This window comes from Marivirga aurantiaca, assembly GCF_016679925.1.
In the GTDB taxonomy this organism is placed as follows: Bacteria; Bacteroidota; Bacteroidia; order Cytophagales; family Cyclobacteriaceae; genus Marivirga; species Marivirga aurantiaca.
Genome location: NZ_JAEQBW010000001.1, coordinates 1,053,007 through 1,069,074, shown reverse-complemented (window position 1 = coordinate 1,069,074; position 16,068 = coordinate 1,053,007). Strand labels below are relative to the sequence as shown.

Sequence of the window (16,068 nt, the reverse complement as noted above, 5' to 3'; positions counted from 1 at the left end):
GTATTAAAAGCTTACTTGAATTCCACCACCATAATTTCTCGTTTGAGGATAATACCCTCTGTCTATGCCTGCTGCAGCCACATTGTAATTAGATACTCCAATTTCAGGATCAAATCCGGAATAGCCGGTGAGCGTTAATAAGTTATCGACTGATAAATAAATTCTGGCTTTCTTGATTTTGGCCTTTTCGAGTATACTTTGTGGTACAGAATACCCTATTTGAAGATTTTTGATTCTTACAAAATCACCGTCTTCTACAAAAAAGCTGGATGGACTATTATTATTGGCAACAGGATCTACAGCTCCTGTGACCACCCTGGGATAAGATCCATCAGGGTTTGTTTCAGACCACCTGTCCAGCCATTCTATTGTATAATTATTATTTACTACATCCTGCCTTTCAAAAGTTCTATATATTTGGTTGCCAGTCTGCCCAACAATCAACATATTAAAGTCAAATGCTTTATAGTTAGCTGTAAGGTTTAAACCAAAAGTAAAATCAGCCCAGGGCTTACCAATATTTGTCCAGTCATCAAGATTGATTTCGCCATCATCATTTACATCAACATAGCGCAAATCCCCTGGCTTTGCATTGGGTTGTAACAAATCTCCTTCCCTATTGATGTGACTAAAAACTTCAGACTCATCTCGGAAAATTCCATCTGCCTGGTAGCCTCTAAAATAAAATAAGGGTTCACCAACTTCCATTCTGCTTATAAAAGCATTTCTTACAGGCCAGTTATAACCATTTAAAAATCCATTATTTCCGTCTACTCTGGTCACAATGTTATTAAGAGTTGAGCCATTTAAAGTAGCTCCTAATCCGAGTTCACCTACTTGCTTGTAGTAATCAATTTTAAATTCAAAACCTGAATTTTCGATTTGACCTACATTAGTAAAAGCCGGGTTATTACCTCCAATAATAGGAGTAGCTCCATTTACAATTAATAAGCCATCAGTTACTTTTTTATAATAGTCAAGTTCGAAAGAAACCTGGTTATCAAATAATTTTGTTTCCAATCCTATATCCAATTGTTTAGATTCTTCCCATCTTACAAATGGATTAGATAGACTTGCTGGTGTAGCACCATAATAGATAGTTTGATTTGTAGCATCACCAAACTGGTAGGTACTGTTAAAAATAACTAAACTTGTATAATTAAAAGCTCCAATATTATCACTACCATTTGAGCCATAACTCACCCTAAGTTTAGCAAAATCAACTAATGGGACATTAAAGAAGCTTTCTTCCGAAGCAACCCAACCGGCAGAAAAAGACGGGAATATTGCAAATCTATACTCGCTACCAAAATTTGAAGATCCATCTCTACGGAAAGAGACTGTGGCCAGATATTTCTCATCATAATTATACAAAGTCCTGAAAAATATACTGGAATTAATTCTTGGGGCACTAGCACCTCCATAGGACCTTCTTGAAGAGTCCGGAGTTAAATTGACATATCTTAAATTTTTATTTTCAACAGCCTCGACTGGTAAATTTTGACCAGAAGCTCCAAAAGACTTCTCAGTAAACCTGATGGCTGTAGAACCTAAAACAGCTTCAATATTATGTAAGCCAAAATCTTTTGTAGCAGTGACATAGTTTTCCCACTGCCATCTGAAATTACTATAGCTTTGGTTACTTACTGAGCTATTATCATTCATAAAGGCCGGAGTTAATTGATAGGCCGGAGAATAATTGTCAATTATTTCATTATATCTATTCACTCCTAAATCAGTTCTAAATTTCAACCAACTAATTGGCTGAAATTCAAGGAATGCATTTCCGAATATCTGATCAGAATTTGTTTCTCTATTGCTAAGGAATATTCTACTAAACGGATTAACATATTCCTTTTGAACATATGGAGATTGCGCAAACCCAAATTGAGCATTATTATCAAAAACCGGGGTCAAAGGATCATATACTATAGCGTCAGCTATTGGAGTTCCAAATTCATTATTTTCAGGGATAGAACTAGCCCTCGTTGCAGTGACAGATAAATTCTGTCCGAATGTAATAAAGTCTGTTATTCTAGTTTCAGAATTAAGCCTTACTGTTATACGATCAAAATATGATTTTTCAGGAGCTACAATTCCATCTTGACCGGTATAAGAGAGTGAGGCAAATATATGTCCATTCTCAGTGCCTTTACTTACTGATAAATTATGGTTTTGAATGGTACCATCAGTAAATAATCTATCCATCCAATCAGTATCCACCGCAGGAGTGGTTCCTATCTCAGGAAAACCTAATGGCAGGTTAGTATTCCCATTTGCATATTTTTCATTAATGATATCCACGTATTGTTCTGCATTTAGCATTTGAGGCTTTTTCCAGGCAGACTGAATAAAATAGGAGCCATTATAATCTAATTGCATTTGACCCGGTTTTCCGGATTTGGTTTTCACCACTATTACTCCATTGGCCCCTCTGGTACCATAAATTGCCGTAGAGGCAGCATCCTTCAGTACTTGAATGGATTCAATATCATTTGGAGAAAGAGCATTTAAATTTTCAACTTGTGTCTGTAAGCCATCAATTACCACTAAAGGTCTGTTATTAGAATTACTTCCTACACCACGTATAAGAATTGTCGGATTACTTCCTGGTTGGCCTGAAACCCCACTAACAGTAACTCCATTCACTAAACCTTGTAAAGAACGGCCTACATTCGGAATACTTAGTTTCTCCATTGATTCTACATCTGCGCTCGAAATTGCTGCTGATGCCACTGATTTCTTTTGACTACCATATCCTACCACAACTACTTCGGTAAGCGATGAGATATCTTCTTCCAGTCTTACGTTAATCACTGATTTTTCTCCTACAGTAATGTTTTGTGAGCTGAATCCAATAAAGCTAAATCGAAGCACATCATCAGCACTAGCCTGGATGGTGTAATTTCCATCAAGATCAGTAACCACACCATCACTGGTGCCAACCTTCATTATATTAACTCCCGGTAAGGGTTCTCCTGAAAGATCAGAGACAGTACCAGACACTGTACCCTGCGCAATGGCCAGATACCCTGTCAGTAAAAAGAGGAGAATGAGTAAAGTCTGTTTCATAGTATGTATTAAGTTATTTTGGTTTTATTTTATCAGAATAATCCTAGTTGTACTAGCCAGTAAACCGACATAATTTTAACCTGACCCGATATTATATTGACCAAATGAAAGCCAATAATCTTTATCTCCAAAATAATTTAATACATCAATAATACATCAACTCAATTTTATCTATTACTCAAAAATACATCAGATAGGCATTAAAATAGCTATAATATGGTTTTATGATATATTTTATATAGATTTAAGAGAGAATAAAACACTACATCTAATTCTATCAAATACATCACTATGAATGAACGTCTGCTAAAATGTTTATCACCATATTTTAAGATGCATAAACTCATTATTTTAACATTTTCATTTTCATTACTCTTGATCTATAAATTGAATGCTCAATTCAAACCTTTAGGATTGCCGTTCAGCAAATACTACTCAAGTCAGGATTATGTGGGGGGCATTCAGAATTGGAAAATCACCCAAAGTTCGGAGGGTCTCATTTATGTAGCTAATAATTTTGGTCTCCTGGAATTTGATGGCACGCATTGGGAAAGGTATACCCTGGAAAGAGGCACCAAATGCCGCTACGTATTTATTAATGCGGATGGGAAAATATATGTGTCCGGTCAGGGGGACTTCGGCTATTTTATACCCAATCAAAATGGGATATTTGAGTTTATTTCCCTGGCCAATAAATTACCTGCAAGCAAAAGAAACTTTGATGAAACCTGGAGGATTTATGAACGCAATGATGAGGTAATATTCTGTACGTTTGAAGATATATTCATTTTCAATCAAAAAGATGAGTTCGTTAAAAACATTGATCCGGAATATGATCCAGAGAGTTTTCATATGGTGAATCATGAGGTGTATGTAAACCAGCTGGAAACCGGTTTATCAGTAATGGGAGAAGATAGTTTACAGCTAATCAATGGAGGGGAATTCTTCAAAAATAAGACTATTACAAGTATACTGCCTATTGCCAATGACCAGCTTCTTATTTGTACATATAATGAAGGCATTTATATTAGCTCATCTCAGGGATTTACAGAATGGTCACAACAGAATAAATCATTCCTTCAAAAAGCTGCTATTAACCAGGCCATACGACTTAACAATGGAAATATAGCCATTGGTACCCAAAATGAGGGGGTAGCGATATTAAATGCAAAAGGTGATATTGACCTACATCTTAATAAAGGGAAAGGTATTGAGAATAGAACTGTTTTATCACTCTTTGAAGACATACAGGGAAACTTATGGCTGGGCCACAACAATGGTATTTCAATGATTGAATTAAACCTTCCTTTCACTCATGCCAATGAACAGATAGAATTGCCGGGCACGGGATATGATGCCCTTCTGAAAAACGATACACTTTATTATGGAACAAATAACGGGCTTTATTATAAAGACATTCAAAGAACCGATTCCCGACTATATCTGGTAGAAAATTCAATTGGACAAGTATATAGTATCAGTAATATCGGAGGGGAAACTATCATGGGGCACCACAACGGTGCTTACAGCATAAGAAACGGGAAAGCGCATTTAATTGCTCCCATTGCGGGAACATGGACTTTTCTGGAACTAAAAAATTTTCCTGAGTATGTACTTCAGGGAAACTATAAAGGTTTGGCACTATTTAAAAAAACATCTAAGGGTCTGAGATTTGTAAGAAAACTTAAAGGGTTCAATGAATCTTCCCGGGTGATGCAGCAAGATCAGGATGGATATATATGGATGACCCATGGATACAAAGGAGTCTATAGAATTAATTTAGATGATGACTTACACTCCGTTACTTTCAAATACTATGGCATAGAATCCGGTCTGCCCTCTACCCTTCTCATTAACGTTTGGCGTGTGAATAACCGGCTTATTTTCACGACAGAACATGGTGTATATCAATATGATAAGAAATCTGATCGATTTATTGAAGATGATTATTTTAACAGCCTACTTGGAGACGACAGCCAGATTATGAGCCTCTCCGAAGATCCTATTGGTAATGTATTCTATGCCAGCATGACGGACATAGGTGTCCTGGAAAAACAATCGAACAGAACCTATGAAAAGCATACTGACATTTTCAACAGATTAAATTTATTATTAAATGATGACCTTCAAAACCTTATTACATTAGAGGCAAATCAAGTATTATTTGCAGCTAAAGAAGGTTTTATTCATTTCAATAATCAGTTACAAAAGTCTGTTAACCATAACTTCTCGGCCCTAATCAACAAAATACAACTAACTACTTCCAATGATTCTCTAATATTGAAAGGAAGGTATATTAAAGACCAAAAAATCCAGTTCACCCAACCTAAAGAGGAAATTCCTGAAATATCTTTTAAAAATAATGCCATTCATTTTTCATTTAGTGCTCCTTTTGTAGAAGGACAAAACAATACTCAGTACCAATATTGGCTGGAGAATTTAGAGGAAGGCTATAGCGAATGGAGTAACAGAATGGTGAAGGAATATACCAATTTAAAAGAGGGCAAATACACCTTTCATGTGCAAGCCAAAAACATTTACAACCAAATCAGCAATCCTGCTACATTCACTTTTATCATTAGCCCACCCTGGTATCGGACAAAAGTGGCCTATACAATTTATTTTGGGTTGAGCATAGCATTACTGTTTGTCATATTCTATGCTTTTGAATTCCACTATAAAAAGAAAACTGAGGTACTCACAGAGGAAAAAGAAAAGGAAATCAATAGAATTGATTCGGAACTCAAATCATCTGAGCAGGAAATAGAGCGACTCAAAAACGAGAAATTAAAAGCCAAAATTGAGATCCAAAATAAGGAATTAGCAACCTCAACTATGCACCTTATTAATAAAAACGGATTTATTAGCCATGTAAAAACAAATTTGAATGCCATCATTAAAAGGAGCAAAAATCAGGAAGTACAGCATGAGATCAACAAAATCATCCATAACATTGATAAGAACATAGCTTCAGATAATGATTGGGAGCATTTTTCCATACATTTTGATCAGGTGCATGGAGACTTCATCAAAAGACTGAAAGATAACTATCCGAATTTGAGTCCCCAGGAAATGAAACTAAGTGCTTATTTAAGGATGAACCTAAGCACCAAGGAAATAGCACATTTGCTTAATATCTCAGTAAGAGGTGTAGAAATAGCACGCTATAGGCTTAGAAAGAAATTGATCCTGGAAAGAGCCGAGAACTTACAAGAGTTTATCCTGAAGTATTAAACTCCTTGCTGATCAAGCTTAACCTCTCTCATACTAGAACTTAAAGTCTTTGGAGAGTTATAAGCTTAATTTGCTCAATTTATTTAAACGCTTTCTATTGTAGCTAAAAAATGCCTTATCAAGATTCAGAAGTATCTCCACCATTTCCTAATTTCATATCAGAAAGCTTTTCTCCACCCTTGACTCCAAAATCCAAGGTACGAATTGGGAACGGAATGGTAATATCAGATTTGTCAAATGCTGATTTAATTGCCATAATGGCATTGGATCTCATATCAAAAAAACTATAGTCACCAGGATATTTAAACCAATATTTTATGTCAAAATTGATAGAGCTATCACCAAATTCTTTGTAAGAAAAAATTATATCATCTTTACGAATTACCCCTTCTATATTTTTAATTGCTTCTATTACAAGTTCCTGTACTTTATCTAAATCATCACCATAAGAAATTCCTACAGTCAGATCAATCCTTCGCTCACCCAACACTGTATAATTAATAATAGGATTGGATAACACTTCTTTATTGGGAATATACACTTCCTGACCTTGAAAAGTTTGTACAACAGTTACACGTAGATTGGTTCTGGTTACTGTTCCCATAAAACCCTCAATTTTAACAATATCACCAATTACAAATGGTTTTCGGAAAGCCAGTATAATGCCTGAAACAAAATTTGCAGCTATATCCTGAAAAGCAAAGCCCAATGCCAGACCTAACACACCAATACCAGCTAATAAGGAGGTTACAGCCTTATCTAATTTAAGGATACCCAAAATAATGAACAACCCGAGTCCTATTATTAAATAATAAATAATGGTAGATAAAAGGTTTTCCACAGCCTTATTATCGGATGATTTTTTGAATATCTTATTAAAAAGCTTCTTAATAAGCTTGGCTAATAATAAAAAGGCAATGAATAGGATAATTGCCACCAACATATTGGGAATCATGTTGATAAGGGCGTCAAGCCATGATTCCAGCTTGGAAGTTACTTGCGTAATGGGTTTTGATACATCAATGTTGGTAGGATCGGAATCTTGTATGAATACAAGCATATAAAAGGAGGTTTACAAGTTGATAAAGACTTTACCAATATTTAACTTCTGTTGCAGCTAAAAAGTTACTCAATATAAAACTATGTACCTTAATACCTGTAACATCTTTACCTTACATAGTACTACACAATGCTCTTCAATTCCAAAATTGTAATTTCAGGTGGAATACCAATTCTACCCGGATATCCCAAATAACCATATCCCCTGTTCACATATAAATGTTGGTTATCAGCAGTATATAGTCCAGCCCACTGTTTATACACATATTGAGAGGGGCTCCATTTAAAATCTCCTACTTCTACTCCAAATTGAAATCCGTGGGTATGACCAGCCAACATCAAATCAATATCAGAGAAATCTTTTCTCACTTGTGCGTCCCAATGGCTGGGGTCATGAGACAGTAATATTTTTGTTGGAAAATCCCCGGCTCCATGATAAGCTTTCTGCAAATCGCCATACTTGGCAAAGCCTCCTGCACCCCAGTTTTCTACGCCAATGACGGCAAAGGGCTCCTTGTCAACATACAATACTTTATGTTCATCCAATAATAAATTCCATCCCATCAATCCATGTGCTTCTTTCAAATCCTGTAGGTTTTGCTGTTTAGCTTTCTGGCTATTCCAATTTTTATAATCTCCATAATCGTGATTGCCTAAGATAGAATATACGCCTAAGGGTGCTTTCACTTTGCTGAAAATGGAGATATATTTCTCGACTTCTTGCGCTTCATTATTGACTAAATCCCCGGTAAAAAACACCACTTCAGGTTTTTCCTTCAGGAGCATGTCAACCCCGCCTTCTACAGCAATTTTGTTCCAAAAACTGCCACTATGAATATCTGATATTTGAGCCACTTTTACGCCATCCCAGGCTTTCGGTAAATTGGGCAGTACAATTGTCTTTCTTCGGATTCTATAATCATGTGCACCAGAGATAATTCCAAAACTCATGGCAGCTAAAGGCAACGCTCCTGCTATCAAGGCTGATTTGGCGAGGAATTCTGATCGTGGAATGGATTTCCCATTGGAGATTGGTTCATTAGAACTACTAAATTTATTCTGTATGACTTGAAAGGCATATTGTCCCAAACGAAAAATATCACCCAAAACAAGAATGATAGCCGCAAAAAACTTTGAAAAGTAATTAATAAATACAATTACCAGTAAAAAATTTCTAAAAACACGCGAATAGGCATCAGGGTTACCAAAATGATACAAAAAGAAACCCGTAATAGTAATTGCGGTTATACCCCAATATAAGCCAAACAGGATATTTTTCCATAAAGTACTTACATTTTGAGCAGAAAGCTTTACGGCCTGAAAGACGTAAAGGTCCAACAATATAAATACAACCGCTACTAAAGGTATTAAAACTACTTTAGACATAATATAACTATTAAAAAGAGATGATATAGACACCTTTTGGGGTCTGATCTAACTACATTCCCTGAAAATCATATTCAAGAATTTAACTCTAAATGAGAAAGATTACTCGAAATAATTTTACCAATTATCAGAGGTAATACTTTATTTTATAACAAAATAATTAATTAACTGCTCCGGAGTCTCAACACTCCCCACTTTGCTTTCTTCTAACTCTTTGTTTAAACTATATTCTAATTCAAAGATAAGCCCTTCAACAAAAATCCTTTCCATATGAAGTCCACTATAAAAATTGGCGGATTTCCTTTTTCCCGTCAGCACTATTCCATACTGCTGAAACACCCGAATGATTTTTTTAAAATTGGAGATATTTTTCATATGATGCTTTTTCCATCTAATATTTACTTTTCAGATAACTTTTATTGAACAACCTCATTGACTCATTTAAACCTACAAATGCATGTTTCTCAGACATTTTACTAAATGAAGAACTGTATGAATCTTAAATCAGGACTTACTGGTGAACGAAAAGAAATACGCATAGTCATGGCCATAAGCCAAGGACAGATAATTGAAAAACACTTTCTACTTTCAGGAATTAAATCCTAAAACTCAGAAGCTGATTTCAATCGTCTGCCCTGTTATGACCTTATGCATTATTAACTTTTCCCATTATATTTAAAAAAACCAACTCACCTTCCAATACCAAATTTAGCATTCAACTGATTAGCTATTAGATACATAACCGGCACAATAATCAATGTCAGGAAAGTTGCAAATGTTAAACCAAAAATAATAGTCCAACAAATAGGTTCCCAAAACATTACAGAGTCTCCACCTATATAAAAATCAGGATCGTAGCTTGTAAATAATCCAATGAAATCAAAATTGAAACCAATAGCCAGGGGAATAAGCCCTAAAACGGTGGTGATAGCCGTTAATAAAACAGGTCTTAAACGAGTTTTCCCCGCTTCCATCACTGCATCCTTTACCATTTGATAGGTAAGTGATTCCCCTTCCTCCAGATTCATTTTTGTATTGATTTTACTAATTTCAATAAAATCAATCAATACAATAGCATTGTTTACTACTATTCCTGCCAGGGAAATGATACCTATCATTGTCATTACAACAATAAAATCCATCTGGAAAATTACCAGTCCGAGAAATACACCTATTGTGCTGAAAATCACAGAACTCATAATGATAAATGGAGCCGTCATTTTATTAAATTGAGCCACTATAATAAGGAATATCAAAAACACTGCGAATAGAAGTGCCTGACTTAAGAAAGCCATTTCTTTCTCCTGTTCTTCCTGTTCACCAGTAAACTTAACCGTGTAACCGGTAGGAATTTGAAAGTCTCTAAGTGCGACTTCAATTTGCTCATTAATATTAGTAGCATTATACCCATCCAGCACATTTGAATAAACAGTTACCACTCTATTCAAATCTTTCCTATTAATCGAACCATATGTACTTGTATAGGAAACATCTGCTACAGCACTAATAGGTACCTGGTTTATTTTACCGGAAGCCTGATCCCTATAGGTGATTTTTTTATTAATGAGTGCATCAACATCATAGCGATATTCATCTGAATATCGTAGCTGAATTTCATAATCATCTTCACCTTCTTTGTATTTAGAAATTTCCTTTCCAAACAAACCGGTACGGATTTCATTGGCAATAGTGAAGCTACTCAAACCAAATCTTCTGGCTTTTTCCCTATCAATATTGATTTTTAATTCCGGCTTTCCGGTTTCCAGATCGTTTTGTAATCTTTCTATACCTGAAATATTGAGTTGATTAATAAAAACTGTCAATCTTTCTGTTAACTTTATTAATTCATCGAAATCTTCACCCGTTACCTCTATGTTAATAGGCTTACCAGTAGGTGGGCCTGCTGCATCTTTATCAACTGTAATAGAAACACCCGGATAATCACTCACAGCCTCTCTGATTTCGTTCATTACTTTCGTAGTGGAAATACCATCACGATATTTAAACTCAACAAAATTCACAGTAATCCTACCTTTATTAGGTGTTTCGGATTGTCCTACGGCAGTCGGATCCCCGGGATCACTGGCTCCTTTACCCACACTGGTCACTACTGATTCCACTATATCAGAATAAGGAGTTATTACATCTTTCACCTGATCTTCTATCTTTAGGGAAAATTCATTAGTATGCTCTACGTCAGTTCCCACTGGAAATTCAATGAATACATTTACATATTTAGGTTCATTTTCAGGGAAGAACAATACATTTGGAGTAAAAACACCTAAAAGCATCAACGAACCTATTAGTGCTACAACTGTTCCTCCAAGGAAGAAATAAGGATTATAACCCCGGACAGCAAAAGCCAAAGTACGTGAATACAACCTTTCTAAAGAGGGCAAAAAGCTTCTTTGGAACTTTCTGGAAGCCGGCATTAAAATGAATGAATTTAATAATCCAAGCAAGCCAAATAATACTAAAAGATTCCCAATAACAAATACTTTCAAAAGAATGAAAACAATTCCCAAAACGATTGCTATACCTGCTACTCTCCATATCCTTCTGGTATTTAACTCCTCGTCTCCATCCAGTTTCATGAAAGAGGCAATAAACACCGGATTAATCACCAAGGCTACAAAAAGTGACGATCCCAAAGTTATTATCAATGTAATTGGCAGGTATTTCATAAATTCACCAATCAATCCCGGCCAAAATGCCAGAGGCAGGAAAGCTGCCAATGTAGTGGCCGTTGAGGAAATAATAGGCAAGGCAACCTCGCCAACTCCAATCTTAGTTGCCTGTATCGGACTATATCCCTCTTCCATCAAGCGATACACATTCTCCACCACTACAATGCCGTTATCCACCAACATACCGAGAGCCATTATTAAAGAAAACAACACTATCATGTTGATGGTAATACCAAGTGCCCCTAAGATCATAAATGCCATGAACATAGACATTGGAATAGCCACACCCACGAAAAGAGCATTTCTACTACCTAAAAAAAACAACAATACAAGCACTACCAGAATCACTCCGGAAATGATATTGTTTTCAAGACTACTCACCTGATCACGTGTTTGTTGAGATTGGTCATTGGTTATTACAACTTCAAGCCCATCAGGAAAAACTTCTTTCTTCGCTTTATCAACTACCTCATAAATTTTATCCGTTAATATCAGCAGGTTCTCGCCACTACGTTTTACAGCGTCTACCATCACTACTGCTTTATTGTTAAGACGGGCATAACTTTGCTTTTCCTTATAATCAAAGGCGATCTCAGCAATATCCTTCAAGTAAACAATTCTGGCATTCTCATTTTTAATAATAAGGTTCTCCAACTGCTTCGGATCTGTATATTCTCCTGAAATAGCCACGGTTCTTCTGATATCTCCCATTTTGATATTACCGCCTGACATAGTCATATTTTCAGCCTGAACAGCATTTTCAATATCGGAAAAGCTTACTTTACGGGCTTCCATTTTCAGTGGATCCACCATAATCCTCACTTCCTTCTCATCAACACCGCGGATTTCAGCCTTAGACATCTCAGGGAACTTCTCTATTTCTTCCTCCAGGTATTCAGCATAATCATTTAAGGTTTCCACACTATAATTACCTGATAAGTTGATATTCAAAATAGGGAATTCCGAAACGTTCAATTCAAAAACGTTGGGTTCTTCATCCAGGTCAGATGGTAATTCCGATCTAGCCTTATCTACTGCATCTTTTACCTCTTGTAAAGCTTTTTGCACATCAGTATCGGTTGTAAATTCCACTATAATGGTGGAGAAATCCTGAACCGAAGTTGATTGAATATTATCTACTGAGGAAATGGTATTGATTTCCTTCTCTAAAGGTCGGGTAATCAACTTCTCCATATCAGCCGGTGAATTACCGGGATGCATAGTTCCTACATAAATAGTAGGTTGTGTAATTTCCGGGAAATTTTCTTTAGGTAAATTAATATAAGAAAATATCCCCAGAATGACAATTATAAAAGTCAATACATAAACAGTGGTTCTGTTTCCTACTGATAAAGAGGTCAATCTAAACTCTTTCTCTAATTTCTTTTTCTTTTGCTCACTCATAAAATTGTGCTTAAACGGCCGTTTAATTTGCTACTTTCACAGTAATACCATCAACAGCATCTCTATAGCCTTCAGAAATAATAACATCATCTGTAGATAAACCTTCCAACACCTCTGTCTTACCACCATATGTCATACCACGTTTAATGGGTACTTTTCTGGCTACTTTCACTCCATCCTGTGTTTCCACTACATATACAAAATCCCCCAGATTATCCTGTTGAATGATATCTGATTTTATTATTATAGCATCCTCATTTTCATAATCTACCAAATCCAGTCTGGCAAATTGGTTAGGCTTTACTTTATTGACATAATCAGTAAGTTTCACATCCAGTTGAAAAGTTCTGTTTGATGGGTTAATCACATAACTGATTGAGCTTACCTTTGAAACAAATGACTCCTTTAGTGCAGGTAGATGAACCTCAACAGGATCTCCTGCTTCAAAGTCCCCAATATACTGTTCCGAAACATCCGCCTTTAAATACATTTCCTCATTACTTACTATGGTGATGATAGGTACTCCGGGTTGGGCTAATTCCCCCATCCTCACATCCACACTATTCACCCTGCCATTAAAAGGAGCTTTTATATAAGACATATCCAGCTGCGACTTAACAGTTTCTATTTGTCTTTCCAATGCTTCCTTTCTGTTTTTAGCTTCCAGGTATTGTACTTCTGATCCAATTTCCTGTTCCCATAATTTCTCTTGTTTTTCAAACATATTAGTCGCCAGTTCCAATGATGTCTGTAATTCTTTAAGAGTATTTTGTTGGGTGGAAGCATCTAAACGAATGAGTGTCTGACCTCTTTTTACGATATCGCCAGGCTCAACATTTACTTGTATCACTCGCCCCATTGTTTCAGCGCTCATATCGATATTTTTCCGTGAAGCCACTTCACCTTGCACTTGTATTTTATGCTGAAAATATCCTTTATCTACTTCGGTTGTTCTCACCAAAACAGATTTATCCATTTCATCGGCAAATTGAGGGTCTTTTTCCGCCAATTCTTTCTGAATTTCACTAATTTCAGCATTCCTTTCCTGAATTTCCTGCTTAAGTTCTTCAAGTCGGGATTTTAGTTCTTCAGTATCTGATTCAGATTCGCAGGCTCCTAAAAAGCCAATCAGAAGTAGTCCGTATATTGTATTTTTTATTGTCATTTTATTTTAGATTAATGCTTTTATTTATAAAGAATCCCCAGTGCTTTTTCTAATTCTATTTTTGAAATAATGGCTTCATATAATGCGTTATAGTAGTTGGTCTGTGCTTCTTTGGAAGCTATTTCCGCATCCAGCAACTCTGTATTGCTTCCCACTCCTACTTTGTATTTCTCCTGCGTCTGATCATAGACAGACTGTGCCAGCTCCATGTTCTGCTTTTGAACTTCCATGCTTTCATTAGCACTTTCCAGATTTCCCTTGAGCTGCATTATTTCCATGTCAATAGAGTTTTCCAGCTGCTCTTTTTGAATACCCAATTGCTCTAGCTGAATGCGGTTTTTCTGCATTTTGCTACTCCTGTTCAGGCCAGTAAACAAATCCCATTGTAAACTAACACCCACAACACCGAAGCTCAACCAACGGTCATTGAAATCAAAAAACTCACTGGTGTTATTGGCACCTGTGTTCCATCCATAGCTGAAGTTGGCAGATAGCCTTGGAAGATGAGTAGCCTTGTTATTACGAAGGTCCAAACCTGCTAATTCTTCATTAACTTTTAGGATATTGTATTCACTTCTATCCTCATAATCAAACTCATTCTCTGTGCCTAAATATTCCTCTGCTCTAAAAGAAATAGAAGATAAGTCACCTGATAAAGTGATTTCGTTGGAAACCGGAATACCCATCTGGAACTTAAGCAAGTCATACGAATAGGCTAAATTTCTATTAATACTGTTATTCTCAGTAATAATGTTGTTCAAACTTACCTGAATCCTGTCTACATCAATTCTTTCAGCAAACCCGCTTTCATACTGTGCTTTAGTATCAGACAATACCTTCTCCAATTGTTTCAGATTGGCATTTACCAATTCTTTTCTTTCAAGGTTGATCAATACCAAATAATAAGCCTTGCTTACGGCTTCCACAATTTCTATTTCAGATTGATTGGACTCCTTTCTTCTCAAATCCCTCAACGTTTTGGCCGCTTGCAACCCAACAAAATAGGAGCCATCAAACAACAATTGTGATACGGAAAATGAAGCATTCCCATCAAAAGTTGGACTAAATTGAACAGCTGTGAAACCTTCAGGATCCGGTGGATTAGGATTATTAGGATCTTCAGGAAATAAAGCATTGGGCAAAAAAGCCTTTTGCACTTCATAATTATAGTTCAAATTACTTTGAAATTTGGCTTGTGGCAACCCCATTGACCTTGTCTCCCCTACCTGTGTTTCTGCAATAGCTTCCTCTAATCTGGTGGAACGCAGATTGTAATTATTCTCCAGTGCATATGCCACACATTCTTCCAAACTTAGGGGCTTGCTGGTATCCATTTCCTGTGCATTCCCACTATTTGAAAACAGACTCACTGCTATTATAGTCGTTAATAGTACTCTAAAATTTATATTCATGATTCATATAGTAATTATATTTTTCTCTACCTTTTTCTGTTATAATACCATGTACAAAATGATCAAACATTTGAATATTCACCTTGAAGAAATCAAACTTGTCTCTCGGAAAAATTGAAGTATTAAAAGCTGCCTGAACCTGTTCTATTCGTACAATTGCCAAGATTTGCACATCAATTTCAGGCCTGAATAATCCTTCCTTGATCCCTTTGTTGAGAATTTCCTTAAGTAATTCCAACATAAATTTCTGTTTGAACTCCAACACCTGATGATAAGCTCTTGGATAGTACTTTTGTAGATCATACATTACTACCGGGTTCACTGATTCTACCTGCGATTTCATGCACTTGGAAATTTGAAATATGGCATCCAATGCTGTATCGCTTCCTTCTACAGCAGATAGAATGGTCTTTTTGTGCTCTTCAAAATGCTTTTTTAACGAATTTTGAATAATTTCACCCTTATCTTTATAAAATTGATAAATGGTTTTTTTACTCACTCCAACTTTACTTGCTATGTCATCCATGGTAACCGATTTCAAACCAAACTGCATGAAAAGGTTACTTGCGCCTTCTAATATGTTTTTCTCTGTATCCAAATTTGTATATTGCAAAAATAAAGCAGGAAACTTTAGTTTTGTTTCAAGTTT

General features: G+C 36.0%; 9 protein-coding genes. 1 reads left to right on the top strand and 8 read right to left on the bottom strand.

Going from position 1 to position 16,068, the window contains the following annotated elements:
- Positions 1-3: 3 nt before the first annotated feature.
- Positions 4-3,072: a SusC/RagA family TonB-linked outer membrane protein gene (locus JKA74_RS04560; protein ID WP_201429963.1), complete on the bottom strand. Its 3,069-nt coding sequence runs from the start codon at positions 3,070-3,072 to the stop codon at positions 4-6.
- Between the two features lie 414 nt (positions 3,073-3,486).
- On the opposite strand from JKA74_RS04560, the gene JKA74_RS04555 reads away from it, so the two are divergent.
- Entirely contained in the window at positions 3,487-6,306 is a 2,820-nt protein-coding gene (locus JKA74_RS04555) for a triple tyrosine motif-containing protein (protein ID WP_236587498.1), read from the top strand.
- 118 nt (positions 6,307-6,424) lie between these two features.
- On the opposite strand, the gene JKA74_RS04550 is transcribed toward JKA74_RS04555, so the two are convergent.
- The 7 genes from JKA74_RS04550 to JKA74_RS04520 all read right to left on the bottom strand — a co-directional run bounded on the left by JKA74_RS04550 (position 6,425) and on the right by JKA74_RS04520 (position 16,017).
- Positions 6,425-7,366: a mechanosensitive ion channel family protein gene (locus JKA74_RS04550; RefSeq protein ID WP_236587497.1), complete on the bottom strand. Its 942-nt coding sequence runs from the start codon at positions 7,364-7,366 to the stop codon at positions 6,425-6,427.
- A gap of 122 nt (positions 7,367-7,488) precedes the next feature.
- Positions 7,489-8,751, bottom strand: coding sequence for a metallophosphoesterase (locus JKA74_RS04545; RefSeq protein WP_201429961.1), 1,263 nt, complete (start codon positions 8,749-8,751; stop codon positions 7,489-7,491).
- A gap of 141 nt (positions 8,752-8,892) precedes the next feature.
- Positions 8,893-9,126 (bottom strand): acyl carrier protein, encoded by a 234-nt coding sequence (locus tag JKA74_RS04540; RefSeq protein WP_201429960.1) that lies wholly within the window; start codon positions 9,124-9,126, stop codon positions 8,893-8,895.
- 314 nt (positions 9,127-9,440) lie between these two features.
- On the bottom strand, positions 9,441-12,842 hold the full coding sequence (locus tag JKA74_RS04535) for an efflux RND transporter permease subunit (RefSeq protein ID WP_201429959.1): 3,402 nt from the start codon (positions 12,840-12,842) through the stop codon (positions 9,441-9,443).
- A gap of 22 nt (positions 12,843-12,864) precedes the next feature.
- Positions 12,865-14,007 carry an efflux RND transporter periplasmic adaptor subunit gene (locus JKA74_RS04530; RefSeq protein ID WP_201429958.1) on the bottom strand — a complete coding sequence of 381 codons (1,143 nt, stop codon included), beginning with the start codon at positions 14,005-14,007 and terminating at the stop codon, positions 12,865-12,867.
- A gap of 20 nt (positions 14,008-14,027) precedes the next feature.
- Positions 14,028-15,419 carry a TolC family protein gene (locus tag JKA74_RS04525; RefSeq protein ID WP_201429957.1) on the bottom strand — a complete coding sequence of 464 codons (1,392 nt, stop codon included), beginning with the start codon at positions 15,417-15,419 and terminating at the stop codon, positions 14,028-14,030.
- The gene (locus JKA74_RS04520; protein WP_201429956.1) at positions 15,403-16,017 is read right to left on the bottom strand and encodes a TetR/AcrR family transcriptional regulator; all 615 of its coding nucleotides are present in this window, start codon (positions 16,015-16,017) and stop codon (positions 15,403-15,405) included. Before JKA74_RS04520 ends, JKA74_RS04525 begins: the two co-directional genes overlap by 17 nt.
- Between the last annotated feature and the right edge of the window lie 51 nt (positions 16,018-16,068).

Excerpts from the sequence above, each read along its gene's own strand:
- JKA74_RS04530 (WP_201429958.1), bottom strand. The coding sequence starts at position 14,007 with ATGACAATAAAAAATACAATATACGGACTACTTCTGATTGGCTTTTTA.
- JKA74_RS04540 (WP_201429960.1), bottom strand. The coding sequence starts at position 9,126 with ATGAAAAATATCTCCAATTTTAAAAAAATCATTCGGGTGTTTCAGCAG.
- JKA74_RS04550 (WP_236587497.1), bottom strand. The coding sequence starts at position 7,366 with ATGCTTGTATTCATACAAGATTCCGATCCTACCAACATTGATGTATCA.
- JKA74_RS04560 (WP_201429963.1), bottom strand. The coding sequence starts at position 3,072 with ATGAAACAGACTTTACTCATTCTCCTCTTTTTACTGACAGGGTATCTG.
- JKA74_RS04535 (WP_201429959.1), bottom strand. The coding sequence starts at position 12,842 with ATGAGTGAGCAAAAGAAAAAGAAATTAGAGAAAGAGTTTAGATTGACC.
- JKA74_RS04525 (WP_201429957.1), bottom strand. The coding sequence starts at position 15,419 with ATGAATATAAATTTTAGAGTACTATTAACGACTATAATAGCAGTGAGT.
- JKA74_RS04545 (WP_201429961.1), bottom strand. The coding sequence starts at position 8,751 with ATGTCTAAAGTAGTTTTAATACCTTTAGTAGCGGTTGTATTTATATTG.